Annotated in this window: 13 protein-coding genes, 1 tRNA gene and 21 pseudogenes; 27 read left to right on the top strand and 8 right to left on the bottom strand. The window is 72.5% G+C overall.

Annotated features, from left to right (window positions below):
- Positions 1 to 288 precede the first annotated feature (288 nt).
- Together FF86_RS18275 and FF86_RS51640 are read left to right on the top strand one after the other, a co-directional pair.
- Positions 289 to 987 (top strand): annotated as a pseudogene (locus FF86_RS18275) (HNH endonuclease family protein); the annotation flags it as partial.
- Position 988: 1 nt separating this feature from the next.
- A pseudogene (locus FF86_RS51640) lies at positions 989 to 1,128 on the top strand (HNH endonuclease); the annotation flags it as partial.
- Between the two features lie 326 nt (positions 1,129 to 1,454).
- Here the strand turns inward: FF86_RS51640 and FF86_RS18270 are convergent.
- A tRNA-Leu gene (locus FF86_RS18270) sits at positions 1,455 to 1,537 on the bottom strand.
- A gap of 160 nt (positions 1,538 to 1,697) precedes the next feature.
- On the opposite strand from FF86_RS18270, the pseudogene FF86_RS51635 reads away from it, so the two are divergent.
- The 21 genes and pseudogenes from FF86_RS51635 to FF86_RS51545 all read left to right on the top strand — a co-directional run.
- Positions 1,698 to 2,451 (top strand): annotated as a pseudogene (locus FF86_RS51635) (FhaA domain-containing protein); the annotation flags it as partial.
- 590 nt (positions 2,452 to 3,041) lie between these two features.
- Entirely contained in the window at positions 3,042 to 3,539 is a 498-nt protein-coding gene (locus FF86_RS18260) for an FHA domain-containing protein (RefSeq protein ID WP_011607786.1), read from the top strand.
- 84 nt (positions 3,540 to 3,623) lie between these two features.
- Positions 3,624 to 3,801 (top strand): annotated as a pseudogene (locus FF86_RS51625) (serine/threonine protein phosphatase); the annotation flags it as partial.
- A 1-nt stretch (position 3,802) separates the two neighbouring features.
- Positions 3,803 to 4,963 (top strand): PP2C family serine/threonine-protein phosphatase (locus FF86_RS18255; RefSeq protein WP_242419004.1); only part of this gene is annotated, 1,161 nt, incomplete at its 5' end.
- Positions 4,964 to 4,976: 13 nt separating this feature from the next.
- Positions 4,977 to 5,639 (top strand): annotated as a pseudogene (locus FF86_RS62680) (FtsW/RodA/SpoVE family cell cycle protein); the annotation flags it as partial.
- A gap of 1 nt (position 5,640) precedes the next feature.
- Positions 5,641 to 5,689 (top strand): annotated as a pseudogene (locus FF86_RS51615) (hypothetical protein); the annotation flags it as partial.
- A 1-nt stretch (position 5,690) separates the two neighbouring features.
- Positions 5,691 to 6,068 (top strand): annotated as a pseudogene (locus FF86_RS51610) (FtsW/RodA/SpoVE family cell cycle protein); the annotation flags it as partial.
- Position 6,069: 1 nt separating this feature from the next.
- Positions 6,070 to 6,292: pseudogene (locus FF86_RS51605) on the top strand (FtsW/RodA/SpoVE family cell cycle protein); the annotation flags it as partial.
- A gap of 1 nt (position 6,293) precedes the next feature.
- Positions 6,294 to 6,391: pseudogene (locus FF86_RS51600) on the top strand (FtsW/RodA/SpoVE family cell cycle protein); the annotation flags it as partial.
- A gap of 78 nt (positions 6,392 to 6,469) precedes the next feature.
- Positions 6,470 to 6,623, top strand: a pseudogene (locus FF86_RS64195) (penicillin-binding protein 2); the annotation flags it as partial.
- A 1-nt stretch (position 6,624) separates the two neighbouring features.
- Positions 6,625 to 7,897, top strand: a pseudogene (locus tag FF86_RS51595) (peptidoglycan D,D-transpeptidase FtsI family protein); the annotation flags it as partial.
- A gap of 14 nt (positions 7,898 to 7,911) precedes the next feature.
- Positions 7,912 to 8,718, top strand: a pseudogene (locus FF86_RS51590) (serine/threonine-protein kinase); the annotation flags it as partial.
- A gap of 1 nt (position 8,719) precedes the next feature.
- Positions 8,720 to 9,567, top strand: a pseudogene (locus FF86_RS51585) (serine/threonine protein kinase); the annotation flags it as partial.
- A pseudogene (locus tag FF86_RS51580) lies at positions 9,564 to 10,110 on the top strand (protein kinase); the annotation flags it as partial. The pseudogenes FF86_RS51585 and FF86_RS51580, both read left to right, overlap by 4 nt.
- Position 10,111: 1 nt before the next feature.
- Positions 10,112 to 10,807, top strand: a pseudogene (locus FF86_RS51575) (protein kinase); the annotation flags it as partial.
- Position 10,808: 1 nt separating this feature from the next.
- Positions 10,809 to 11,250 (top strand): annotated as a pseudogene (locus FF86_RS51570) (PASTA domain-containing protein); the annotation flags it as partial.
- Position 11,251: 1 nt separating this feature from the next.
- Positions 11,252 to 11,657 (top strand): PASTA domain-containing protein (locus FF86_RS51565; protein ID WP_242419002.1); only part of this gene is annotated, 406 nt, incomplete at its 5' end.
- 46 nt (positions 11,658 to 11,703) lie between these two features.
- Positions 11,704 to 11,791: pseudogene (locus tag FF86_RS51560) on the top strand (aminodeoxychorismate/anthranilate synthase component II); the annotation flags it as partial.
- 1 nt (position 11,792) lies between these two features.
- A partial coding sequence (locus FF86_RS18230) for a glutamine amidotransferase-related protein (protein WP_242419001.1) occupies positions 11,793 to 12,354 on the top strand: 562 nt, incomplete at its 5' end.
- 557 nt (positions 12,355 to 12,911) lie between these two features.
- Positions 12,912 to 13,846: pseudogene (locus tag FF86_RS51550) on the top strand (DUF222 domain-containing protein); the annotation flags it as partial.
- 1 nt (position 13,847) lies between these two features.
- Positions 13,848 to 14,222: HNH endonuclease (locus FF86_RS51545; protein ID WP_242419000.1), on the top strand; the 375-nt coding region annotated here is incomplete at its 5' end.
- A gap of 46 nt (positions 14,223 to 14,268) precedes the next feature.
- Here the strand turns inward: FF86_RS51545 and FF86_RS18220 are convergent.
- The gene (locus FF86_RS18220) at positions 14,269 to 14,802 is read right to left on the bottom strand and encodes a DUF881 domain-containing protein (RefSeq protein WP_313954354.1); all 534 of its coding nucleotides are present in this window, start codon (positions 14,800 to 14,802) and stop codon (positions 14,269 to 14,271) included.
- A 792-nt stretch (positions 14,803 to 15,594) separates the two neighbouring features.
- Between FF86_RS18220 and FF86_RS18215 the strand changes: the two genes are divergently transcribed.
- On the top strand, positions 15,595 to 15,855 hold the full coding sequence (locus FF86_RS18215; protein ID WP_044886061.1) for a cell division protein CrgA: 261 nt from the start codon (positions 15,595 to 15,597) through the stop codon (positions 15,853 to 15,855).
- Positions 15,856 to 15,997: 142 nt separating this feature from the next.
- Positions 15,998 to 16,396 carry a RidA family protein gene (locus tag FF86_RS18210; RefSeq protein ID WP_044886060.1) on the top strand — a complete coding sequence of 133 codons (399 nt, stop codon included), beginning with the start codon at positions 15,998 to 16,000 and terminating at the stop codon, positions 16,394 to 16,396.
- Between the two features lie 449 nt (positions 16,397 to 16,845).
- On the opposite strand, the pseudogene FF86_RS51540 reads toward FF86_RS18210, so the two are convergent.
- A pseudogene (locus tag FF86_RS51540) lies at positions 16,846 to 17,924 on the bottom strand (glycoside hydrolase family 15 protein); the annotation flags it as partial.
- A 1-nt stretch (position 17,925) separates the two neighbouring features.
- Positions 17,926 to 18,707 (bottom strand): annotated as a pseudogene (locus tag FF86_RS51535) (trehalase-like domain-containing protein); the annotation flags it as partial.
- 248 nt (positions 18,708 to 18,955) lie between these two features.
- On the opposite strand from FF86_RS51535, the gene FF86_RS18195 reads away from it, so the two are divergent.
- Entirely contained in the window at positions 18,956 to 19,447 is a 492-nt protein-coding gene (locus tag FF86_RS18195; RefSeq protein ID WP_044886057.1) for a PH domain-containing protein, read from the top strand.
- Between the two features lie 155 nt (positions 19,448 to 19,602).
- Here FF86_RS18195 and FF86_RS51525 read toward each other — a convergent pair.
- Together FF86_RS51525 and FF86_RS18185 are read right to left on the bottom strand one after the other, a co-directional pair.
- On the bottom strand, positions 19,603 to 20,006 hold a 404-nt coding region (locus FF86_RS51525), incomplete at its 3' end, for a rhomboid family intramembrane serine protease (RefSeq protein ID WP_242419020.1).
- Positions 20,007 to 20,672: 666 nt separating this feature from the next.
- Positions 20,673 to 21,200, bottom strand: a complete 528-nt coding sequence (locus FF86_RS18185; RefSeq protein WP_044886055.1) for a peptidylprolyl isomerase — start codon at positions 21,198 to 21,200, stop codon at positions 20,673 to 20,675.
- Between the two features lie 280 nt (positions 21,201 to 21,480).
- Here FF86_RS18185 and FF86_RS51520 point away from each other — a divergent pair, with 280 nt between their 5' ends.
- The gene (locus tag FF86_RS51520) at positions 21,481 to 22,254 is read left to right on the top strand and encodes a hypothetical protein (protein WP_044886054.1); all 774 of its coding nucleotides are present in this window, start codon (positions 21,481 to 21,483) and stop codon (positions 22,252 to 22,254) included.
- A gap of 144 nt (positions 22,255 to 22,398) precedes the next feature.
- Here the strand turns inward: FF86_RS51520 and FF86_RS18175 are convergent.
- Both FF86_RS18175 and FF86_RS51515 read right to left on the bottom strand, forming a co-directional pair.
- Positions 22,399 to 23,810: pseudogene (locus FF86_RS18175) on the bottom strand (GMC oxidoreductase); the annotation flags it as partial.
- 1 nt (position 23,811) lies between these two features.
- A partial coding sequence (locus FF86_RS51515) for an FAD-dependent oxidoreductase (RefSeq protein ID WP_242418999.1) occupies positions 23,812 to 24,135 on the bottom strand: 324 nt, incomplete at its 3' end.
- Between the last annotated feature and the right edge of the window lie 52 nt (positions 24,136 to 24,187).

Below are 24,187 nucleotides of genomic sequence, written 5' to 3'. Positions count from 1 at the left end.
GCCGAGGATCGCGGCGACGCGGACGGGACGGCAACCACGTGCNACCCGCGGGGATGGGACGGCATCGGGGCGGCGACCTGCGCCAGCAGTCTGAGCATGGCAGCACACTGTAGGGGATTGACTGGCTACGTTGCGATGTTTCGCGCTAAGAACTGCCCTTTCCGGGTTGTACCAACCACCAGGACACCACGATCGACCGCTAACGTGACTCTCTGCCCGGACGGGCGTCAAGCGGGCGGAGGCGTTCTTCCCGCGGACCCGGGGCGTCGAGGTGGGCGGGGCGTCGAGGTGGGGAGTCAGGTGCGGACAAGCGCTGTCGGTGCGGTCCCGCGCCGCCGGGTCGGGCGGGCGGCATCGGTTGGACGGGCAGGATCGGTTGGACGGGCAGGATCGGCCGGGCGGATCAGGTACGGCGGGCTCGTGTTGCTGCTCGCGGTGGCCACCGCGCTGGTCGCCTGCGACAGCCGCGGCGACCAGACCGGCGCGGCGGATCCGGGCGCGGCGAGCGCGGCAGGCGCCGCAGGCGCGACCTCCCGGGGCGCCGCGGGCTCGGCGCTCGCGCTGCTCGCCACCCTGCCGGTCCGCGCCGAGGACAACTCGCCGAAGTACCAGCGCGACGAGTTCGGCACCCCCTGGTCCGACGTCGACCACAACGGCTGCGACACCCGCAACGACATCCTGCGCCGAGACCTGCGCAGCACCACCGTGCGGCGGTCCGACGGCTGCACGGTGCTGACCGGCGAGCTCACCGATCCGTACACGACCCGGATCATCCGTTTCGACCGCTCCCGCAACGCCTCCGCCGTGCAGATCGACCATGTCGTGCCGCTGGCCGACGCCTGGCGGACCGGCGCACTGAACTGGACCGATGCACAGCGCCTGCAGTTCGCGAACGACCCGGAGAACCTGCTCGCGGTGGACGGCCCGACGAACCAGCGCAAGAGCGACCACGATGCGGCCGAATGGCTGCCGCCCAGCCCTGGCGAGNAGTGCCCGTACATCGCCCGCCAGGTGGGGCTGAAGTCCCGCTATCACCTGTGGGTGGTGGCGGCGGAGGCCCAGGCGATGCGGGCGGTGCTCCAGAAGTGCTCCGCCCAGCCGGCGCTCGGCACCACCGCGGCGCACTGACCGCCACGATCAGCCGTCCACTTCACGACAGTCGCCCGCCTGACCCCACCCCCCGAGGGTGNACTCAGTGGTGTGGCCGCAGGGGCGTCCCAGGGGCGTGAGTGGTTGCTGTGCGACTGGGAATGGCTGCTTTGGGCCAGTTTCTCGGTGCCGGGGCAGCCTGGACGGGGTGGTCGCCTCGGGGTGGCAAAGTTCGCCCCCCACCCCGCCCCCCTCACCCACCCACCCACCCGACAGGCCACCGTGGGGGGCTCGGGGGGGCTCGGCCCCCCCGGCAAAATAAAGGAAGCCCCTACCGGCGCAGCATGCTCCGGTAGGGGCTGACGTGGGCGAGGGGGGAGTTGAACCCCCACGTCCGCTAGGACACACGGACCTGAACCGTGCGCGTCTGCCATTCCGCCACTCGCCCGAGTGGGACTATCTCTTAACCAGGGGACACGCTATCACGCCGGAGATGTCCACTGCGCCGGGGGGTCGCCCACCGCGGTGGACCTGTCAAGCGGCCGAGCCGTGGGGCGTCCGCGCCCGGGGGCATACGATCTCACAGACCGGGAGAAGGGAGGTCGAGCATGGGCGTGCTACAACGCTTCGAACGGCGCCTGGGCGGCCTCGTCGAGGGTGCGTTCGCCAAGGTGTTCAAGGGCGGGGTCGAGCCCGTGGAGATCGCCAGCGCGCTGGCCCGGGAGACCGACGACCGGCGGGCGGTCAGTTCCAACCGCGTGCTGGTGCCCAACGAGTTCGCGGTGGAGCTCGCCACCGGCGACTTCGCCCGGCTCTCCCCATATGACCGGGCGCTGTGCGACGAGCTGGCCGAGATGGTCCGCGAGCATGCGGCCGAGCAGCGGTACACCTTCGTCGGCCCGGTCTCCGTCCGGATGTCCGAGGCGGCCGACCTCGACGTCGGCGTCTTCCGGATCCGCAGCAGCGTGGCGGCGGCGGACCCGGGGGTCGTCAGCGGGCGCCGCGGCCGTCCGCGCCCGAGTGCGCCCGGCACCCCCCATCTACTGATCACGACGAAGGCCCCGGGTGGGACGGGTGGCGGCGGGGAGCGGGAGTACCCGCTGGACGCCGAGACCACCGTCATCGGGCGCAGCGTCGAGTGCGACATCCGGCTGAACGACACCGGGGTGTCCCGGCGGCACGGGGAGATCCGCCGGCTGCCGGACGGGCAGTTCCTTTACGTCGACGCCGGCTCGACGAACGGCAGCCTCGTCAACGGCCGCGCGGCCACCCAGGTCAAGCTCGTCAGCGGGGATCGGATCGAGCTCGGCACCGCGACCATCGTCTTCCACCGTGAGGACGGCCGGGGCAGCGCCGCGGGCCNGTCGCCCTCCCGGGCCACCCCTCCGCCGGAGCGGGTCGGGCATCGGACGACGGCCCCGCCGGACCGGCGCTCCACGCCCCCGCCGGACGACCCGTACCGGCGTGGCTCGCCCCCGCGCGGCGGCCAGCCCTACCCGACGGATCCCTACCGGGAGCGCCCCGCCCGGGCAGGCAGCGACCCCGGCTACCGCGGCCACGGCCCGGGCTCGGATGTCGGCCGGGCCCGTGACCAGGCTCGTCCGGCCCGCCGCGAACCCGGCCCCCGGGACCCGGGCCGCGACGCCGGGCCGGAGCGCGCGGTGCCGGAGCGCGCGGTGCCGGAGCGCGGCGGGCGCGACCCGTATCGCCGCGATCCGCGGGACCGCCGCGACGACGGTCCCCGCCGGCCGGACCCTTACGGGGAGGACGCCACCGACCGCTACCGCGAGCCGGCCCGACCCGCCCGCGGCGCGGCGGGGCCCGACAGCGGCCTCGAACCGCTGGACGACGTGTACGACGCGCAGACGTACCTGCCGGGCCAGCTCGACCCCCCGGCGGGCGGCGACGGTGGGCGCGGGCGGTCGCGGTCGGATCGGGGCTGGTAGCGGCCGATGGATCCGACCGAGCCCAGCGAACTCGTCCTGCTGATCGTCAAGATCGGCTTTCTTGCCCTGCTGTGGGGATTCGTCCTGGTCGCCGTGCGCGCCGTCCGGCTGGACATGTTCGGCCCGACGAAGCGCCAGCAGCGGCGCGAGCCACCCCCGATGGCACGGCCGACACCCCCCCGGACTCCACCTCAACCAGCACGCAAGCCACAGTCTCCGAGCAAACTCGTGGTAACCAAGGGGCACTTGGCAGGCACAACGATTCCCCTAGGATCGTCACCTGTCACCATCGGACGGGCACAGGACTCGACTCTGGTCCTCGAGGATGACTTCGCATCAGGTCGGCATGCGAGACTCGTGCCCCACGACGGACAGTGGTTCGTCGAGGACCTCGGCTCGACCAATGGCACATTCCTCAACCGTTCGAAGGTGACCAGTCCCATGCCGGTACCTCTCGGCGCGCCGGTCAGGATCGGGAAGACGGTCCTGGAGCTCCACCGGTGAGCCTCAGGCTTCACTTCGCCGTTCGCTCGGATGTCGGGCACGTACGGGAAGGAAACGAAGACTCCGCCTACGCCGGGCAGCGCNTGCTGGCGGTGGCCGACGGCATGGGCGGGCACGCCGCGGGCGAGGTCGCCAGCTCCATGGTGATCTCCCGGCTGGCCGACCTCGACGACGACATCGACAGCGACGACCTCGTGACAGAGCTGAACGAGGCCGTCCGCGACGCCAACCGTCAGTTGCGCGAGATGTCGCTGGAGAACAGNGCCCTGGACGGCATGGGCACCACGGTGACCGCGGTGCTCTCCTCCGGAGACATGCTCGGGGTGCTGCATGTCGGGGACTCGCGGGCCTACCTGCTGCGCGAGGGCATCCTCAGCCAGGTCACCCACGATCACACGCTGGTACAGGACCTCGTCGACCAGGGCCGGATCACCCCCGAGCAGGCGAACACGCACCCCCAGCGCTCCCTGCTGATGCGTGCGCTGGACGGCCGCGAGGTCGAGCCCGATCTGTCGGTGCGCCAGGCTCGGGACGGGGATCGCTACCTGCTGTGCACCGACGGCCTGTCGGGGGTGGTCAGCGAGGAGACGATCCTGGAGACGCTGCTGCTGCCCACCCCGCAGGACGCGGTGGACCAGCTCGTCGATCTGGCGCTCAAGGGCGGCGGTCCGGACAACATCACGGTCGTCGTCGCCGACATCTCCGAGGACCGTGGAGAGAGCCGGCCCTACCCGCTGGTCGCCGGTGCCGCGGCGGAGAAGCGGGTGGTGCCCGGGGCCGCGTCCGCGCGCAGCGGGCCCGACCCGCGCTACCCGGACGCCGAATCCGCGGCGGCCAAGGCGGCCCGGATCGGCCGGTCGGGTTTCCACCGCCGGGACCGCCAGGAGCAGGCCAGCGACCGCGGCGACGGCGAGAGCGACGATGCGGACGGGGAGGGGGACGCCCGACGCCGCTCGGGTCGGCGGATCCTGTTCGTCTCCACCGTCGTGTTCGTCCTCGTCGTCGCGGGGGCCGCGGCGGGGTGGACCTACGTGCGCGGCCAGTACTACGTCGGCGTCGACGAGAACGGGCGGGTGGCCCTGTTCCAGGGGGTGAAGGGCAGCATCGCCGGCGTCCATCTCTCGTCGAAGGTCTCGCACGGCCCGCTGCTGTCCGAGTTCACCCCGGCCGATCAGGACGATGTGCGCCGCGGCATCCCGGCCAACAGCCGGGACGAGGGGAAGCAGATCATCGCCCGGCTGCACACGCCGAGCCCGACGCGGCCGGCGGTCACCGCGGCGCCCAGTCCGTCCCCGACCAACCGTCCCAAGTCCCCGTCGCTGGACCCCGCCGGTCTGGTGCCTGCGGCGTGCCAAACCGCGATCCCCGTCGGCGTCGCCGTTCCAGGCTGCCCGAGCACGCCCGTACCCACCACGTCACCGTGACCTCAGGCCAGCGATGACCCGCCCGCCGATACCCCTTCCTCCGCTGCGCAGGCCGAGGTCGGCGGACCTCACCGCGACGTTCGCCGGCCTGCCGCTGCCACAGGGCACCGACCTGCCGCCGTACCGCCGCCGTGAGCTCGTCCTGCTGGTCTTCGCCGGGGTGCTGGCGACCAGCGCGCTGGCCGCACTGACCTTCGCCGACATCGGCGAGCTCTCGCTCGGCATCTTCTCGATCGGCCTGGGCTTCTTCTGCCTGTGGGCGCTGGCGCACCTCGCGGTCCGCCGGTTCGCGCCGGCCGCCGATCCGGTGCTACTGCCGGTCGTCGTCGCCCTCAACGGCCTCGGCCTGGTCATGATCTATCGACTGGACCTGGCCAAGAGCCAGGCGGCCAAGCAGGCCGGCACCCACATCCCGCCCAGCGCCGCGCAGGTGCAGCTCGTCTGGACGCTGCTGGCGGTCATCGTCTTCGTCCTGGTGCTGGCGCTGGTGCGCGACCATCGCAACCTTGCCCGCTATGCCTACACGGCCGGACTGGTCGGCATCGTCGGCCTGCTGCTGCCCATCGTGCCGGGCATCGGCACCTCCATCAACGGCGCCCGGCTCTGGTTGCGGGTCGGGCCGTTCTCGTTCCAGCCCAGCGAGGTCTCGAAGATCATCATTCTGATCTTCTTCGCCNGCTACCTGGAGAACAAGCGGGACGTGCTGTCCCTGGCGTCGCGGTCCGTNCTCGGGGTGAAGCTGCCGCGCGCCCGCGACCTCGGACCGGTCCTGATGGCGTGGCTGGCGAGCCTCGGCATCCTGGTCGTGCAGAACGACCTCGGCTCCTCACTGCTGTTCTTCGGCATGTTCATGGTCGTGCTCTACGTGGCCACCGAGCGGGCGTCGTGGTTCCTGATCGGGTTCGTGCTGTTCATGATCGGTGCCGTGCTCGCGCACAGCATGTTCAGCCACGTCCAGGTCCGCGTCGACGGCTGGTTGCACGCCTTCGACGGCGACAACCCGTCGAGCACCTCCTACCAGCTCGTGCAGGGTCTGTACGGCTTTGCGGCCGGCGGGATGACCGGCACCGGCCTCGGCGAGGGCCATCCGCAGAAGGTGCCGTTCNCCAACACCGACTTCATCATGGCCAGCCTCGGCGAGGAGCTGGGACTCACCGGGGTGATGGCCATCCTGACGATGTACGCGCTGATCGTGCTGCGTGGCATGCGCGCCGCCCTCGGGGCGAAGGACCCCTTCGGCAAGCTGCTGGCGACCGGGCTGTCGTTCACCCTGGCGCTCCAGGTGTTCGTGCAGGTCGGCGGGGTGATGCGACTCATCCCACTGACCGGNCTCACCCTGCCGTTCGTCTCCTATGGTGGGTCGTCCATCGTGGCCAACGCCGCGATCATCGCGTTGCTGTTGCGGGTCAGCGACAGCGCACGCCGTGCNCCCGAGCCGGCGTCGGACGCCCCGCTGTTCGATCCGGGCGCGGTCGCCGACAGCCCCACCCAGGTGGTGAAGACGACATGAACCGCCCGGTGCGCAAGGTCGCCGTCGCCTGTCTGGTCCTGTTCGCCGCGCTGCTGGTGAACGCCAACTGGCTGCAGGTCGGCGAGGCCAGTGACCTCAAGACCCAACCGACCAACGGCCGCCAGATCACCGAACGGCTCGAACGCGAACNCGGGACGATCCTGGCGGGAGACGTGGAGATCGCCCGGTCGACTCCGTCGAACGACCAGTACAAGTTCCAGCGGCAGTACCCGGCCGGGACGCTCTACTCCGACATCACGGGCTACTACACGCTGTTCACCGCCGCCGGGCTGGAGCGCTCCCAGGACGTGTTCCTCTCCGGCGACGACGACCGGCTGCTGGCCAGCCGGGTGACCGGGCTTTTCACCAACAAGCAGCGCCGCGGCGGCTCCGTGGTCACCACGATCCTGCCCGCGGTCCAGCAGGCCGCCGCGCAGGCGCTGGGCAACCGTAAGGGCGCCGTGGTCGCGTTGGACCCGTCCACCGGCGCCATCCTGGCGATGGTGACCAGCCCGTCCTACGACCCGAGCCCGCTGGCCAGCCACACCGAGAAGACGGCGACGGGCGCCTACGGGGTGCTCTCCGGCGACCCGGCCCAGCCGCTGCTGAACCGGGCGACGCAGCAGACCTATCCACCGGGTTCGACGTTCAAGCTCATCACCGCCGCGGCGGCGCTGTCGCACGGCCGCCACCCGGACGACCGCGTGCCGGCGCCCGACGAGCTCGCGTTGCCGCTGAGCACGGTGCGGCTGCCGAACTTCGGCGGCGAGCGGTGCGGCGACGGTGAGACCGATACCCTCACCCACGCGCTGACAATCTCCTGTAACACCGCCTTCGCGCAGCTCGGCATCAATCTCGGCGCCGAGACGCTGCGCCAGCAGGCCGAGGCGTTCGGCCTGAACTCGACCTTCCCCGACTTCCCGTTGCAGCAGGCCCGCAGCGTGTTCCCGACCAAGCTCGACGGCGCGCAGACGGCGCAGTCGGCGATCGGCCAGTACAACGTCCGGGTCACGCCCCTACAGATGGCGGAGGTGGTCGCGGCGATCGCCAACGGTGGCACCGAGATGAAGCCCTACCTCGTCTCCGAGCTGCGCGGCCCGGACAAGAAGACGATCAGCCGGACCGATCCCAAGGAACTCGGCAAGCCGGTGAGCAGCGACGTCGCCGCCGAACTCACGACCATGATGGAGAGCGTGGTGACGTCGGGAACGGGCCGCAAGGCGCGCATCGACGGCGTCTCCGTCGCAGGGAAGACCGGAACCGCGGAACACGGCACGGGCGAGCTGCCGCACGCCTGGTTCGTCGGGTTCGCCCCGTCAGACGCGCCGAAGGTGGCGGTCGCCGTCATCGTCGAGGACGGCGGGGGTGAGGTCGGCACCGGTGGTGCCATTGCCGCCCCCGTCGCGAAACAGGTCATGCAGGCCNCATTGGACACACCATGAACAACTCGCCGGGTAACCCCACCTCACCGTCGCAGCCGTTCGCGGGCGCCGCCTCGCCGAACACCGTCCTGGACAACCGCTACCGGCTCGACGGCCGGATCGCCGCGGGCGGCATGGGCGAGGTCTGGCGGGGCCTCGACCAGACCCTCGGCCGCCCCGTCGCGGTGAAACTGCTGCGCCCGGAGTACGCCAGCGACGAGTCGTTCCTGGTGCGCTTCCGCGGCGAGGCCCGCCACGCCGCCCGGCTGTCGCACCCCGGGGTCGCCTCGGTCTACGACTATGGCGAGGTCGCCACCGCGGACGACTACCCCACCGCCTACCTGGTGATGGAGCTGGTGGAGGGCGAGCCGCTGTCGGCCGCGCTGCACCGGGAGAAGCGGCTGTCGCCCGAACGGATGCTGGACATCCTCGGCCAGGCCGCCGACGCGCTGCAGGCCGCCCACGCCCTCGGCGTCGTCCACCGCGACGTCAAGCCCGGCAACCTGCTGCTGCGCCCGGACGGCGCGGTCAAGGTCACCGACTTCGGCATCGCCCGCGCGGTGGACGCCGCCCCGCTGACCGCCACCGGCATCATGATGGGCACGGCGTACTACGTCTCACCCGAGCAGGCGTCGGGGCGACCGGTGACGCCGGCCAGCGACGTCTACTCCCTCGGCGTCGTCGCGTACGAGTGCCTCGCCGGCCGGCGGCCCTTCGACGACCGCAACCCGATCGTCGTGGTCATGGCCCACCAGCAGGACACCCCGCCCCCGCTACCCGCCGACATCCCCTACCAGGTGCGAGCCCTGGTCGAGTCGGCCATGNCCAAGGACCCGGCGCGCCGGCCCAGTTCCGCGGGCGCGTTCGCCCGTTCCGCCGCGGGCATCCGGCGCAGCCTGTGGAGCCCGGACACCGGTCGCTGGCCGGGTCCGGGCGACACGCCGGACGCGACCGCGCGCCACCCCGGCCCAGGCCCGGGCCTGCCCCCCTCGGGGCCCGCCGGCCGCCGGCCCACCTCCCGCAACCGGCCGCCCTCCTGGGTCACTCCCCCACCGTCGACCATGGGGCGGACCAGCGGGCCGGGCCGGACCGGCGCCGGGTCGGACCACACCCAGGCCGTGCCCGGCGGTCCGGCCGGCCCCCCGCACGGCGCCGCCGAGCTGCCCGCGACGGCGATGCACAGCCCGTCGTTCGGTCCCGACACGGGATACCCCGGCTATCGCGGCGAGCAGACCGCCTACGGTGCCGAGACCGCCTACGGGGAGCAGGGCTACGGGGAGCAGGGCTATCGGGCGGGCGACCGCGGCGACAGCCGCGACCCGGGCACGCTCTACCGACCGGGTCCCCCGTCGTGGTCCCGCCCACCGGGCGGCCCGGCAGGCCCCGGCGAGCCGGACGCGGCCCGGCCAGGGCGGGCGGCCCGGCGCCGATCCGGTCCGGCGGCCCGGCGGCCGATGCCACTACCGGTCCTGATCATTCTTTTGGTCCTGACGGTCGCCATCACCGCCTTCGTGACCAACAAGCTGTTCTCCAGCAAGGGCTCCGAATCGAACTCGGCGGCCACACCACCAGGTGTGGTGTACGCGCACGCATTCGGTGATGAAATCGTCAGCGGCAACGCCGGGTCGGCGCTCTCCGACGCGGGAGGGGCGACGGCAGGGGAGTATTGGTGACCGACGCGACGGAGATGTACACGCCCGACGCGGCGCCGCAGCTCATCGGTGGCCGCTACGAGCTGGGCGCAGGCATCGGCTACGGCGGGATGGCCGAGGTCTTCCGCGGCCGCGACATCCGACTCGGGCGCGAGGTCGCGATCAAGACGCTGCGTTCGGACCTCGCCCGCGACCCCACCTTCCTCGCCCGGTTCCGGCGCGAGGCGCAGTCCTCGGCCGCCCTGAACCATCCGGCGATCGTCTCGGTGTACGACACCGGCGAGGACGTCATCAACGGCAACCACATCCCGTACATCGTCATGGAGTTCATCGAGGGCCGGACTCTGCGCGACGCGCTGCAGGCCGAGGGCCGGTTCACCGAGCGCCGCGCCATGGAGATCACCTCCGACGTCTGCGCCGCGCTGGACTACAGCCACCGGATGGGGATCATCCACCGGGACATCAAGCCGGCGAACGTGATGCTCAGCCCGGACGGTTCGGTCAAGGTGATGGACTTCGGCATCGCCCGCGCCACCACCGCGACGTCCTCGACGATGACGGCGANGGCGGCCGTGATCGGCACCGCCCAGTACCTGTCCCCGGAGCAGGCCCGCGGCGCCCGCGTCGACGCCCGCAGCGACGTCTACACCACCGGGGTGCTGCTCTACGAGCTGCTCACCGGCTCCCCGCCGTTCCGCGGGGACAACCCGGTGGCGGTCGCCTACCAGCACGTCCGGGAGGATCCGGACCCGCCGTCCGCACACGACCGCGACATCTCCCCCGAGGCCGACGCGATCGTGCTGAAGGCGATGGAGAAGGACCCGGACGACCGCTACCTCACCGCGGGTGAGATGCGCGACGATCTGGAACGGGCGTTGGCGGGACGCCGGGTGCAGGCCATGATGGGAGGTGGTGGCGCCAGCGGTGCCGCCACCACCCTCGGCCCCGCCGCCACCGCCGGCACCGCGCTGCTCGGCCGGGGCGACCGGGCGGGCTACCCGACCCGGGACCGCTACCCCGACGACCGCTACGGCGACGAGGCGACCTCCTACCGCGACGATTCCTACGACGACGGCCGGTTCGGCACCGGTCCGTTCGACCGGTACGACGTCACCGGCGCCATCGATCGCCGGGCGGTGCCGGACCAGCAGCGGTCCCAGACGTTGAAGTACGTCCTCGCCGGCCTGAGCATCGTCGTCGTGTTCGTTGCGGTGGTCCTGCTCGCGACCACCTTCCTCGGCGGCGGCGACGGCAACCAGGCNGCCAAGTCGTTCACCGTACCGAGCGGCCTCACCGGCCAGAACGAGCAGCAGGCCAAGGCCCGGCTCCAGAGCGCCGGTTTCACCGGGCGCGTGGAGATCACCTCAGTCGATGCGCCGGACATGGCCGGCCGGGTCACCAAGGTCGACCCGGCCGAGGGCAAGCAGGTCGACATCAACGGCGTGATCACGCTGTCGATCGGCAAGGCCGCCGGCGACGTCACAATCCCGGCCGACCTCGTCGGCAAGTCGCAGGCGACCGCGGAGGCGGAGCTGCGCGGGCTCGGCCTGGTGCCGAGCTCGGTGCCCTACGCGAACGCGACCAGCCACAAGCCCGGCACTGTCGACAGCACCGACCCGCAGGTGGGCTCCGCCGTCAGGCCCGGCGCCACCGTCACCCTGAACGTGGTCAGCTCCAACGTCAACGTGCCCGACGTGCGCAACCNCTCCTACGAGAACGCCGTCGCCGAGCTCGGCCGCTACGGCCTGCAGGCGACCCAGCAGTCGGTGGCGAACAACAACGTGGCCCCCGGCACCGTGGTCGACCAGCAGCCCTCCGGAGGGAACGTCCCGCGGGGATCGACGGTCCAGCTCTCGGTCGCCGCGCAGATCCAGACCACCCCGCCGCCGAGCCCCACCCAGACCCCGCCGACCGACCAGCAGCCGACCGAGCAGCCGGACACCACCAGCCCGAGCCCGGCGGCCACCCAGACCCAGCCGAACCCGACCCCGAGCCGCACAGGCCTGCTCGGCCTGTCCGCCGGCAACGGCGGGGCGGCCAACCGCGGCGGGGGCGCCGCAGGCACCGGCGCCGGCCCGGGTGGCGGCGCGGCGCAGAACGGGAACGGGTGAGCTCGATGATCGAACTCGCCCCGAACTCGCCGGAGGTGGCGTGCTGATGCGGATCCTGGTGGTCGACAACTACGACTCGTTCGTCTTCAACCTCGTCCAGTACCTCGGCCAGCTCGACACCGAGTGCGTGGTGCNCCGCAACGACGAGATCACGCCGGCGGAACTCGGCGACCTCGGCGTCGACGGCGTGCTGCTGTCCCCGGGGCCGGGCACGCCCGAGGCGGCCGGAGTGAGCATCCCGATGGTGCGCGAGTGCGCCCGGCGCGGCACCCCCCTGCTCGGGGTGTGCCTGGGGCACCAGGCGATCGGCGTCGCGTTCGGGGCGACGGTCGACCGCGCGCCGGAGCTGCTGCACGGCAAGACCTCCCAGGTCCACCACGACCGCGTCGGCGTCCTCGCGGACCTGCCGTCGCCGTTCATCGCGACCCGCTACCACTCGCTCGCCGTGGAGGAGAGCACCCTGCCGGCCGAGATCGAGGTGACCGGCCGGACCGACAGCGGCGTGGTGATGTCGCTGCGCCACCGCGAGCTGCCGCTCGAGGGCGTGCAGTTCCACCCCGAGTCGGTGCTGACCCAGGGCGGCCACCTGATCCTCGCCCGCTGGCTCGATCAGTGCGGCGACGGTGGCGCCGCACGCCGGCTGGCACCCGAGCTGTCCGCCGAGGTGGAGACGCTGCGGGCTGCCGCCTTCGCCTGAGCCGGCCGGTAGGTCGCCGTGTGCGGGTGTGGGTTCCGCGGAACCTCGCTGTCGGGTCCCGGTCCCGGTCCGGGTCCGGGTCCGGGCCGGGGTCCGGCATCGGCGCCGGGCCGGTTCGGGTTCCGCCGAACACCGTGACCGTCTTTCGGTGTGCCGGCTCGTCTGTCGNCTTGTGTCAGCTCGTCTGTCGGCTTTGGTTTCACGCCGAGGTTTTGGGTCCGTGGTTGNGGGGTGGGCGGCCCCACCCCAGTTGATCTTGGTCGGGTTCCTGTCGGTGGTGGGTGGGACGATGCTCGGGTCCGATGACCGACGACACCCCTGGCCCGGTGATCATGATGAGTGCGGTTCCCGCGTTCCCTCTGCCCCCCGCTGCGTCTNCTTCGTCTGCCGTGTCTGCCCTGGTGGGGGTGGATGTGGAGACTGCTTCGTTGGGGGAGGTGGAGGAGGTGGTGTGCCGATGGGCGGGGCGGATCGCGGCGGCGACGTGTGGCTGGTTGGTGGCGTTGGCCGCGTTCGATCGGCGTGAGGGCTGGTCGGGGATCGGGATGGGATCGTGNGCGCACTGGTTGGCGTGGCGGTGTGGTCTTGGTCTGCGCACGGCCCGGGAGTACGTGGCGACCGCGCGTGCGTTGGAGGGTCTGCCGGCGATTCGGGCGGCGTTCGCGGCGGGGACGTTGTCGTATTCGAAGGTGCGGGCGGTGACCCGGGTCGCGGACGCGTCGACGGAGCAGGTGTGGTTGTCGCATGCCCGGTTCTGCACCGCGGGGCAGGTGGAACGGCTGGTGCGGTCCTACCGGCAGGCCCGAGGGGATCAGAAGGTGCGGCGGGCCTCGCGGCGGTTGTCGTGGCGGTTCGACGACGACGGCATGCTCTGCCTGCAGGCGGTCCTGTCCGCAGACGAGGGCGCCCAGCTGATCGCCGCCCTGGACGCGGCCCGGGCCAGTCTCGACGACACCACCCCCCTCGGCTCCACCGAGGCCACGACCGGCGACGCAGGGTCGGACGACGCAGGGTCGGGTGATGCCGGGTCGGGCGAGCTGCCCGCTGATGGGGAGAGTGTGGTGACCGCGCGGGATCGCCAACGCGACGCCGACGCGCTGATCGCGTTGGCCGACGGTTTCCTCGACCGGTCCGCTCCCGGTCTGACGACCCCTGGTCACACCCTCACCGTGCACCTGACCACCCGCCCCACCGGCGACACTCCGACCGCCGACGCCTCCCCGGCTGTGGGCCCGCAGGACAGCGCTGCGGTCGGCGACGGAGGCTCGGGCGACGCGACGGCGGAGGGCGTCGCGGGGCTGCTGGGGGTGCCGCGGATCGGGATCGGGGCCTGGGCGCAGATCGACGGCGGGATCGGGTTGCCGCCGCAGGTCGTGGAACGCCTCGGCTGCGACGGGCTGATCCGCGCGCTGCTCACCGACCCCGAGGGCAACCCCCTGCACCTCGGCCGCCGGCAGCGCCAGCCCGGCCCGCGGCTGCGCGACGCCGTCTANGCCCGTGACCAGGGCCGCTGCCAGTACCCCGGCTGCGGACACACCCGCTGGTTGCAGATTCACCACCTGTCGTGGTGGATCCGCGGGGGTGACACCGACATCGACCGGCTGCTCCTGCTCTGCTCCGCGCATCACCGCGCCATCCACGAGGACAACATCAGCCTCCGCCGGACCGACGACGGCACCGTCACCGCACACCCCTCCGACGGCCGCACCCTCACACCCGCCCCACCCGTCCTGGCCGGACCCGACCCCGCCGGCATCCTCGCCCGCGCCACCCGCCACATCGACCCCGCCGCCATCCACACCCGCGACGGCGGCCGACTCAGCTACGACGACTCCCTCCACGCCATCCTCAGCCGCACGGTCCGATAACCCACACTCTGATAACCGGCACGTCGAACCGGCACGTCGAACCGGCTCAGTCCGCCCGGCCCGCCGAGTTGCCCGGGCGGGCGAGGGTCAACGACCCGTCGTAGGCGGGCATCCTGACGTCCGCGACCTCGTCGACGCGGTAGCCCAGCCGGTAGGCGGCGACGTACTGCTGGTAGATCGCGATCTGCGGGCTGTCACGAAGCGCCGCGTGCAGGGCGGCGGCGCCGCCGATCGCGGTGATCCGGAACGGCGGTGAGAAGACCTCCCCATGCAACAGCAGCGTGTTGCCCACGCACCGGACGGCCGTCAGGGCGGTGACCCGCCGATCCATAATCGTCATCGCCTCGGCACCGCCGGCCCAGAGCGCGTTCACGACCGCCTGCACGTCCTGCTGGTGCACGACCAGGTCGTCCGGCCCCGGAGCAGGGATCCCCGCCGGATACGGACCGCGGCGGTTCTCGCGCGGCGCGTCGTCGAGCTGCACGGTCAGCGCCGGCCCGTGCACCGGCGCCAGCCCGGCGGCCTCCGCCAGTCCCGCGGCCGGCCCCTCGCCGGCTCGCAGCGACCTGCCCGGCTCCATCGTCGAGTCGGTCGCGGTCGAGTCGGTCGCGGTCGAGTCGGTCGCGACGGCTGCCACGGGCCGACGGGATTCCTCGGCCACCGCGTCGCGCCGCGCGGCGACCCGCTCCGACTCGTTCCCCACGACCTCGGCGATGCCGCCGGGCCCCAAGGCGACCGCGGCCGGGGAGTCACGCAGTCCGTCCGGATCGGCGAAGGGTCCGGCGCTGGCGGCGGCTGTCCCGGCCAGCAGGCCGAGGCAGCACACCAGCCCGATCGCCGTCAGCCGCCGAGCTCGCCGGCGCTCCGCCCGCCCGCCGACCATTCGCCCGACCCCGACCGCCCGACCTGCGCGGAACACCCGGCTCACGCTCGCCATTCGACGCCCGCTGCACGCCCAACCCACCATGGCGTCGGCCTCTCCGACGCGCCGGGCGGGCGGCGCGTCCGCATGTCGGCGGATCGTCGGTCGGCGGCGCACGGACACNCCACCAGTGGCCCGGCCAGGCGATCCGTCCGCCGCGTCGGTGGTATCGCCTCTTGCCGCAGGCTACGCGGCCGGCGACACCCGCGATGCCACGTCGCGGCGATCGCCGGGCTCCGGTCGCCGGGAGAGAATCCCGCACGTCGGTACGCAGCCGGTGTGTCCACAGTCCCGCCGTCTAACCTGTTGCCCGCCGTCTAACCTGCTGCCCGCCGTTTACCTGCTGCCCGCCGTCTAACCTGTTGCCCAGCGCGGGACCGCCACCCGCCGAACCGGGAGGGCGGCGGCGGTCGCCGCTCGTCCACGCACGGCCAGCCGAGGAGTCCCGCAGTGCCCGAGTCACGACGTCGCAAGCCGAAGAAGCCGACGCCGAGCGTCAACGCCAACCAGACCCGCCGCAGCAGGCCGCCGTCACCGCCCTGGTTCGGCGGGCTCATCCTGGCCTTCTTCCTCATCGGGATCGCCTACCTGCTCGTGTACTACTTCTCCAACGGCGGCGTGCTGGGAATGGAGGGGTTGGGCGGCTGGAACATCCTCATTGGGTTCGGCTTTGTCGTCATCGGTCTCGCCGTGTCGACCCAGTGGCGCTAGCCGGATATCTGTCGAGCCGGCGGTCGTTCCGGCCGGTGCCCCGGACTCNCTCGGCCGGACTTCCAGCGGTGTCATTTATCCACAACCGTTGTCCACAAGTGTGGATATCCACCCCCGCACGTCACTGACGAAAAGCGACCGCATGCGTACCGATCGTCAACTCATCGCCGGAACGTCCCCCTTCGAGGCAACCATCGGGTTCTCCCGGGCTGTCCGGGTCGGTGACCGGGTGTTCGTCAGTGGTACGGGCCCCGTCTGGCCGGACGGAACGGTGGCCGCGGACGCGCAGGCGCAGGCGCAGGCCCGGCGCTGCTTCGAGCTCATCGGCGCCGCGCTGACGCAGGCCGGGGCGAGCCTGCACGACGTCACCCGCACCCGCATGTTCCTCACCGGCGCGCAGCACGCCGCGGCGGTGGGCGCGGTCCACCGGGAGCTGTTCGCGGCGATCCGTCCGGCCGCCACCATGGTCGTGGTCGCCGGCCTGCTCGACCAGCGTTGGGTCGTCGAGGTGGAAGCCGAGGCGACAATCGGGATTGGGTAGGGCTTCGGTTGTGTCAGCGGGCGAGGACCGCGGCACGCAGCCGGGACACGGTGCCCTCGGCGTCGTCGGCGTCGTCGGCACCGATGATCAGCNGACGGAACTCCCCGCCCGGCCGGACCTCGACGACGACCGCCGGCCGCCCCCGGTAGACGGCGGCGAAGGCCTTGCCGTCCCGGGAGCGCCACGTGCCGAGGGCGATCACGCGCGGGATTCCGGTTCCCGGCAGCCGCCAGCCGCAGAGCTCGGTGAACGGTTCCGGTGCCGGGCGGACGTCGAGGATTTCGTCGAGGGACACAGAGACATCGCCGCGTAGCGCGCCGAGCCGCTCCAACCCGCTCATGACGACCTCGACCCGCTTGTCCTTGACTTCCAGGCTTGCCACGCCCCCACGTTAGTGCCACAACCACCATCGACNCCGCGAATACGGCCGAGGCTCAGGTGGCCGAGACTCAGGTGGATGGGGACGGGCGGGCGTACGCCTCGGCGTCCTCGGCCCGGATCACGTACATCACGGCGTTGATCAACGCGAGGTGGGTGAACGCCTGCGGGAAGTTCCCGAGGTGGCGGCCGCTGTTCGGATCGATCTCCTCCGCGTAGAGGTCCAGCGGGCTGGCCAGGCTCAGCAGCCGCTCGCAGAGCTGGCGGGCCCGGGCCAGCTCGCCGATCTCGACCAGTGCCGACACCAGCCAGAACGAACAGATCAGGAAGGCGCCCTCCTCCCCGGCGACGCCGTCGTCGGTCTCCCCGGTGCGGTAGCGCAGCACCAGGCCGTCCTCGGTCAGCTCGTCGGCGATCGCGAGCACGGTCGCCTTCACGCGTTCGTCCGACGCGGGCAGGAATCCCAGCAGCGGGATCAGCAGCAGCGAGGCGTCCAGCGCCTTCGACCCGTAGTACTGGGTGAACACGCCGCGGTGGTCGACGCCGGAGTCACAGACCTCCGCGTGGATCTCCTCGGCAATCGCCTTCCACCGCACGGCTGTCTTCGCGTCGCCGCGCATCTGCGCAAGCCGGCGGCCGCGGTCCAGCGCCACCCAGCACATCATCTTCGACACGGTGAAGTGCTGCGGCGCCCCGCGAACCTCCCACATCCCGCGGTCGGGCTCCTGCCAGTGCGCCGCGGCGGCCTCGACGAGACGCACCAGCACCGGCCACAACCGCTCGGAGAGATAGTCGCGTGACTTGGTGTGCAGGTAGACCGAGTCCAGCACGACACCCCACACGTCGTGCTGGCGTTGCAGCGCGGCGGCGTTGCCGACCCGGACCGGCGAGGCCCCCTCGTAGCCGGAAAGGTGACCGAGGATCTCCTCGTCGATCCTCGGTTCACCGCCGACCCGGTACATCACCTGGATGTCCTCCTCGTGCTCCGCGACGTCGGCGATGAACGAGAAGAAGTCGTTGGCCTCGTAGTCCAGGCCCAGGGTGTACAGGCCCCACAGCGCGAAGGTGGAGTCCCGCAGCCAGCTGTACCGGTAGTCCCAGTTCCGCTCGCCGCGTGGCGTCTCCGGCAGCGAGGTGGTGGCTGCGGCCANCAGTGCGCCGGTCGGCGCGTAGGTCAGCCCCTTCAGGGCCAGGGCGCTGCGCTGCAGGTGACGCCGCCAGGGATGGTCGGGGAACATCCCGCGCGAGAGCCACTGCCGCCAGAACTCGGTCGTGCGGTCCACCGCGCCACAGGCCTGCAGGTAGGTGTCCGGCAGCAGCGGCTCCTCAGGGCGCCAGGTCAGGGCGACGAACGCCGTGTCGCCCTCCCGCAGGGAGGTGCGGGCCAGGGCGCGCCGACCATCGAAGCCCAGCCGGAGGTCGGTGCGCAGCCGCAGGGTGATGTTGCTTCCGCTGTTGGAGATCACCCCGGAGGAGTAGTCGTCCTCCTCGTACTCCCAGGACTCCGCCTGGCGGCCGTAGTCGAAGTTCGGCTCGCAGACGAGGCTGAGGTCGACCGAGCCGTGCTCGCAGCGGGCGAGGCGCAGCAGCACGTGGTCGGCGTCCCAGTCGCTGGGGGTCCGCCGGTGGGTGTTGGAACGCTTGTGGGTGCGATGCCAGCGGCCGACGACCAGGCAGTCGGTGACGATGAGCCAGCCGTTCGGCGTCTGCCAGGTCGTCTCCAGAATGTTCGTCCCGGGCAGGTAGCGGCGCCCGGCCGGGATCTGCGTGCGGTCGGGGCCGAACCGGAAGCCACCCGCCGAGCGGTCCAGCACCGAGCCGAAGACGCTGGGCGCGTCCGGCCGCGGCACGCACATCCACTCGACGTTCCCGCTGGGGGCCACCAGGCACGTCGTCTCGCAGTCGGACAGGAATCCGTACTCGGCGATCGGCGNGAACGGACTNCCCCCGCTGCGTCGCACCGGCGAATGTGCCACCCGTACCCCCTGATCACGATCTGCCACGGCATCTCTCACGCCATCGCCACCTCACCGAGGTCAATACAATGAGTGTTGATGAGATAGCGAATAGTAGCCGCTACTCAGCATGGTGCAAGCACCTCGGCCACCTGGCAACTCGGCGCCGATCTCCATCGCCCGCGCCGACCGCGGCCGCCTGGGCGGGATGTGGTTGCGTGGTGGCGTGACCACGCAACCCACCGGGTCCGGGGAACCGCCCGGCGCCGACCATCCGCCGACGTCCGCCGCATGGTCGCCGCCGCTGTGGCGGGTCGGGCTCTACGCCCTCGCCGGCACGGCGGCGGCGCTGGTGGCCGCCGTCGGTCCGCTGGCGCAGCGGGTCGGCTCGCTCGACGCCGCCGGCCGGCTGCTCGTCGGGGTACTCGCCGCCGGCCTGTGGGTGCTGACGCTGCGCGACCTGCTCGCCCGGCCGACCCTGCGGGTCTCCCCCGCCGGGCTCGACCTCGTCGATGGCCTGCGCCGCCGGCACCTGCCCTGGGCGGCGGTGCTCCGGGTGCGCGCCGGTACCCTCACCCACAATCGGCGCGCGGTGCACCTGCGCACCCTCGAGGTGGAGACGATCGACGGCCCGATCCTGCTCACCCGCCGCCAGCTCGGCACCGATCCCGGCCCGGTCGCCGAGCACGTCGAGGAGATCCGACTCCGGCTGGGCTGACCAGCCACGGCCGAGGCGGGCTGGCCGAGGCGGGCTAGATCAGCGTCGAGGACTTGACGGCCGCCGCGACAAACAGCAGCGCGATCATCCCGACGACGCCGCCCGCCTGCACCCACGCCCGCCGCGGGGGTACGTAGGCGTAGATCAGGCCGACNATCACACCGGCCGCGAGCCCGCCGAGGTGGCCCCACTTGTCGATACTGCTGAACGAGAAGGTGATCAGCAGGTTGATCCCGAGCACGATGAGGATCTGCCGCGAATCGACCCGCAGCCGACGGGCGATGACGTAGTAGGCCGCGAAGAAGGCGAAGATCGCGGTGGACGCGCCGACCGAGGCCGTGGACAGTCCGCCGAGCAGGTAACTCAGTGTGTTCCCGCCGACCGCGCCGGCCACGAACAGGCCCAGGTAGCGGACCCGGCCGAGGATCGCCTCGAGCTGGAAGCCCAGCAGGTACAGCGCGTACATGTTGAACAGGATGTGCAGCACGCCCGCGTGCAGGAAGGCCGCGGTGAGCAACCGGTAGTACTGGTCGTCCGCCGCGATCCGGAAGCCGATCATCGCGAAGTCGTCGGTGAACCGGTTGCTGGTGTCGCCGCCGGCGAGCCCCGGCGCCCCCTGAAGGATGTACGCGACCACGCACAGCCCGATGAGGATCTGGGTGACCAGCCCCTGCCGGGCGAGCTGCGCCCGGCCGCCGAGGGTCGTACGCGGCTCGCGCTCGCGCGGGGCGATCCGCCCGCCCTCCGGACGTCCCTCCTCCGGGCAGTGGAACCCGACCGCCGCCGGCCGCATGCAGTCGGGGCAGATCGGCCGGCCGCAGCGCTGGCAGGAGACGTAGGTCTCCCGATCCGGATGGCGGTAGCAGTGCGGAATCGACGACCCCTGCGGACCTTGCGCGGGCGAGGGACCCGGTGCGGGCGAGGGACCCGGTGCGGGCGAGGGACCCGGTGCGGGCGAGGGACCCGGTGCGGGCGCGCCGGGTGGCGGGATCCAGCCCGGGTGGCCGGCCGGCGGGCCGATGGCGGGCCGCCAGCCCGCCCCGGCCGGGCCGGAGCCCGCGTCGCCCGCGGGTCCGCCCGGCTCCGGCGGCGGCTGGGTCATCGCCCGACCCCATGAGTGCGGCTGGATCGCACCCGCCGCGCCCCCGCGCACGACCGGCCGGCCGGCGGCACGTCCGGTGTTCTCATGGTCGTACTCCCCCGGAGTCGGGCCCGGCCGGACCGGTCAGGCCGGCCGACGGTCGATGACGATCTCCTGGATCACGATGTCGGACTTCGGGCGGTCCTGCGCGGCGGTCGGCGCCTTGGCGATCGCGTCGACGACGTCGGTGCCCCGGGTGACCTCACCGAAGATCGTGTGCTTGCGGTTGAGCCAGTCGGTGGGCGCGACGGTGACGAAGAACTGCGAGCCGTTCGTGCCTGGCCCGGCGTTCGCCATCGCGAGCAGGTAGGGCTTGCTGAACGTCAGGTCGGGGTGGAACTCGTCGGCGAACTGGTAGCCCGGGCCCCCGCGGCCGGAGCCCAGCGGGTCCCCGCCCTGGATCATGAAGTTCGGGATGACCCGGTGGAAGATCGTGCCGCTGTACAGCGGGGTTCCGGTCTTCTTGGCGCCGCTCGCCGGGTCCGTCCAGTCCTGCGTCCCGGTCGCCAGCCCGACGAAGTTGCGGACGGTCTTGGGAGCGTGATCGGGGAACAGACGGATCTCGATATCCCCCTGAGTCGTCCGCAGCGTCGCGTACAGCTCCTCGGCCATGAGCCTCTCTTCTCTTCAGGTCTGGGTCGATGTCCGGTCAGACGGCGCCCGAGCCGGACCCGATCGTATGCGCCGGGCGCAGCCGACGTTCCGCACCGCCCGCATCGGCATGCACCGCGTGACGGGCCTCTGCACAGCCCAGGCATGTCACGCAGGTCGGCGTGACACGCCTGCGGGGGGCCGGCGCGTTGGAGAGGGCCGCCAACGGGGTACGGCACACTGCACAGATCTTGACCGCCCGCGNCCCCCCNCCACGATCTCGGCTCCAGGGAAGGACGCCATGAGCACCACCATCAAGGACCGTATTTCGCACGTCACCGAAACCGCGCCGGTCAGCGGGCTCTCCGACGCGGCGAAGCACGCCGCCGACCGGGCCGGTACGGTCGCCCACCGCGCGGCGAGCATCGCCGGGGAGACCGCCGGCACCGCCGCGTCGGCCACCCGGGAGGCCGGGGTGACCGTGGCCCACCGGATCTCCGACGTCTCCGGCTCCGCGACCCGCGGCGGGACGGCCGTCCCGCGCGTCGCGAGCAAGGCTGCCGGCAAGGCCGCGGGGAAGGCCGTCGCCGTCTCCGGGCGGGCCGGCCGGCGGATCGAGAAGGCCCGCTCCCAGGCCGAGCTGTCCGCCGAGCGGGCCCGCGCCGCCGCCGAGCTGCGCTCGGAGCGGCAGCGTTCACGCAAGGCCGTGGCCAACGAGGCGAAGGCCCGCGTCCAGGCCGACAAGGCCCAGGAAATCCTGGAGAAGCGGCTGGCCAAGGCCGAGGGCAAGCTCGCCCGGGTGCACCGCCGGCGCCGCCGCGGCCTGCTGACGCTCGTCCTGGCCGGAGCCGGTGCGGCGGGCGCCGTCGCGGTGCGCCGTTACCTGGCCCAGCAGGACAACCCGACGGTCACCGCGGAGCCGGCGCCGATCGGCGGCACGACCGGCTCGGTCGCGGCCACCGATCGGGCGAGCGGCCGCGCCCCCTTCGACGACCGCCTGGCGAGCTCGACGAACAGCCTCGAGGAGATGCCGGGCGTGGACACGACGTTCGGCGAGCCCAGCCGGCCCCGCTGAGGCACGCGGCGGCGGCATCCGGCCGGCGGGGTTCGAGTCCGCCACGCGCCGGTTCCGCCGCCGGCGTCCGCCCCTGGTCACCGGCCCGGCCGTGTGTCCGTCCGGCCGGCCGCCCGGGGCGGGCGCGGGCGAGCCGGCGACCGGTCAACGGCGCGGCGCGGCGACCGGATCGCCGATGCGGTACGCGCCCGGGGCGTTCACCGGCACGGCCGGGCGGGCCGGCGGGCGGGGATCGACCCGCCGGTAGGGCTGGCCCAGCGTCGGACGGGGGTCCGCTTCCCCCTTGTTCGGCCAGAATGACATGGCCCGTTCGGCCTGCGCGGTGATCGTCAGCGACGGGTTCGCCCCGAGATTCGCCGAGATCGCCGCGCCGTCGACCACGTGCAGGCCCTCGTGCCCGAAGACCCGCTGGTAGGGATCGATCACCCCGCTGGACGGGTCCGCGCCGATCGGCGCGCCGCCGAGGATGTGCGCGGTCATCGGGATATCGGCGATCTCGCCGACGGAGCCGCCGGGGTAGCCGCCGATCCGGGCCGCGATCCGGCGGACGGCGTCGTTGCCCGCCGGGATCCACGACGGGTTCGGATCTCCGTGGCCCTGCCGGCTCGTCAGCCAACGTAGGCCGAACGGGCCGCGCCGCAGGGACACGGTCAGCGAGTTGTCGCGCGACTGCATCACCAAAGCGATCATGGTCCGCTCGGACCAGCGCCAGGGCAGCCCCATGGCCACCGCGTGGTGCGGGCGGACCAGCAGCTCCCGCAGGTACTTCAGCCAGCGCGGCACCCGACCCCCGCCATCCGTCATCGCCGCGCTGATCAGGGCCATCAGGTTGCTGCCCCGGCCGTAGCGGACCGGTTCGACGTGGGTCTGCGCGTCCGGGTAGAACGACGACGTGATCGCCACTCCGCGGGCGACCCGGCGGTCCGGGCGGAACCGCGTCGCGCCGAGGATCGACTCGGAGTTCGTCCGGGTGAGCTCGCCGAGCCGGGGCGACAGGGCGGGCAGGTCGCCGCGCTCACGCGCCGAGAGCAGCAGACGCTGGGTCCCCAGGGTGCCGGCGGCGAGCACGACCTGCCCCGCGGTCAGCGTCCGCCGCCCGCGCCGGGGCACCCCCGGCGTCCGGACCGTGTCGACCTCGTACCCGCCGTCGGACCGCGGGCGGATGGCCGTGACCGTGGTGTCGGGCAGGACCCGCGCGCCGGCCCGCTCGGCGAGGAACAGGTAGTTGCGGTCCAGCGTGTTCTTCGCGCCGCGGCGGCAGCCGGTCATGCACTCGCCGCATTCGATGCAGCCCGTGCGGCCGGGCCCGACCCCGCCGAAGTAGGGGTCGGGTACCCGGACTCCCGGCTCCTGCCGGCCGCCGCGGCCGAAGAAGACCCCGACCCGTGCCGGCGCGAAGCTCGGACCGACGCCCATCTCGTCCGCGACCGCGTGGAACACCTCGTCGGCGTAGGTCGTCGTCGGGTTCGCGGTCACCCCGAGCATCCGCTCGGCCTGCTCGAAGAACGGGGCCAGCTCGGCGCGCCAGTCCGTGATGCCGCGCCACTGCGGGTCGGNGTAGAAGGCGTCGAGCGGCCGGTACAGGGTGTTCGCGTAGACGACCGATCCGCCGCCGACCGCCGTCCCGGACAGCACGATGACCCGACCCAGCCAGGTGATCTTCTGGATGCCGTGGCACCCCAGCCGCGGCAGCCACAGGAACCGGCGGATGTGCCAGTTGTTACGCGGCAGCGTCCGCGGGCTGAACCGGCGACCCGCCTCGATGACGAGGACCCGGTAGCCCTTCTCCGCGAGGCGCAACGCGCTGACGCTGCCGCCGAAGCCGCTGCCGACCACGATCACATCCGCGTCGAGACCATCGCCGGATCCGCGTTCCGCCATGCTGTCACCTGCCGCCGTCGACGCCGGCCTCCCATGATGACCCACCGACCGG

Origin of the sequence: Frankia sp. CpI1-P (assembly GCF_001421075.1) — a bacterium.
Lineage (GTDB): Bacteria > Actinomycetota > Actinomycetes > Frankiales > Frankiaceae > Frankia > Frankia torreyi.
This window is presented reverse-complemented; position numbering and strand designations above follow the sequence as displayed.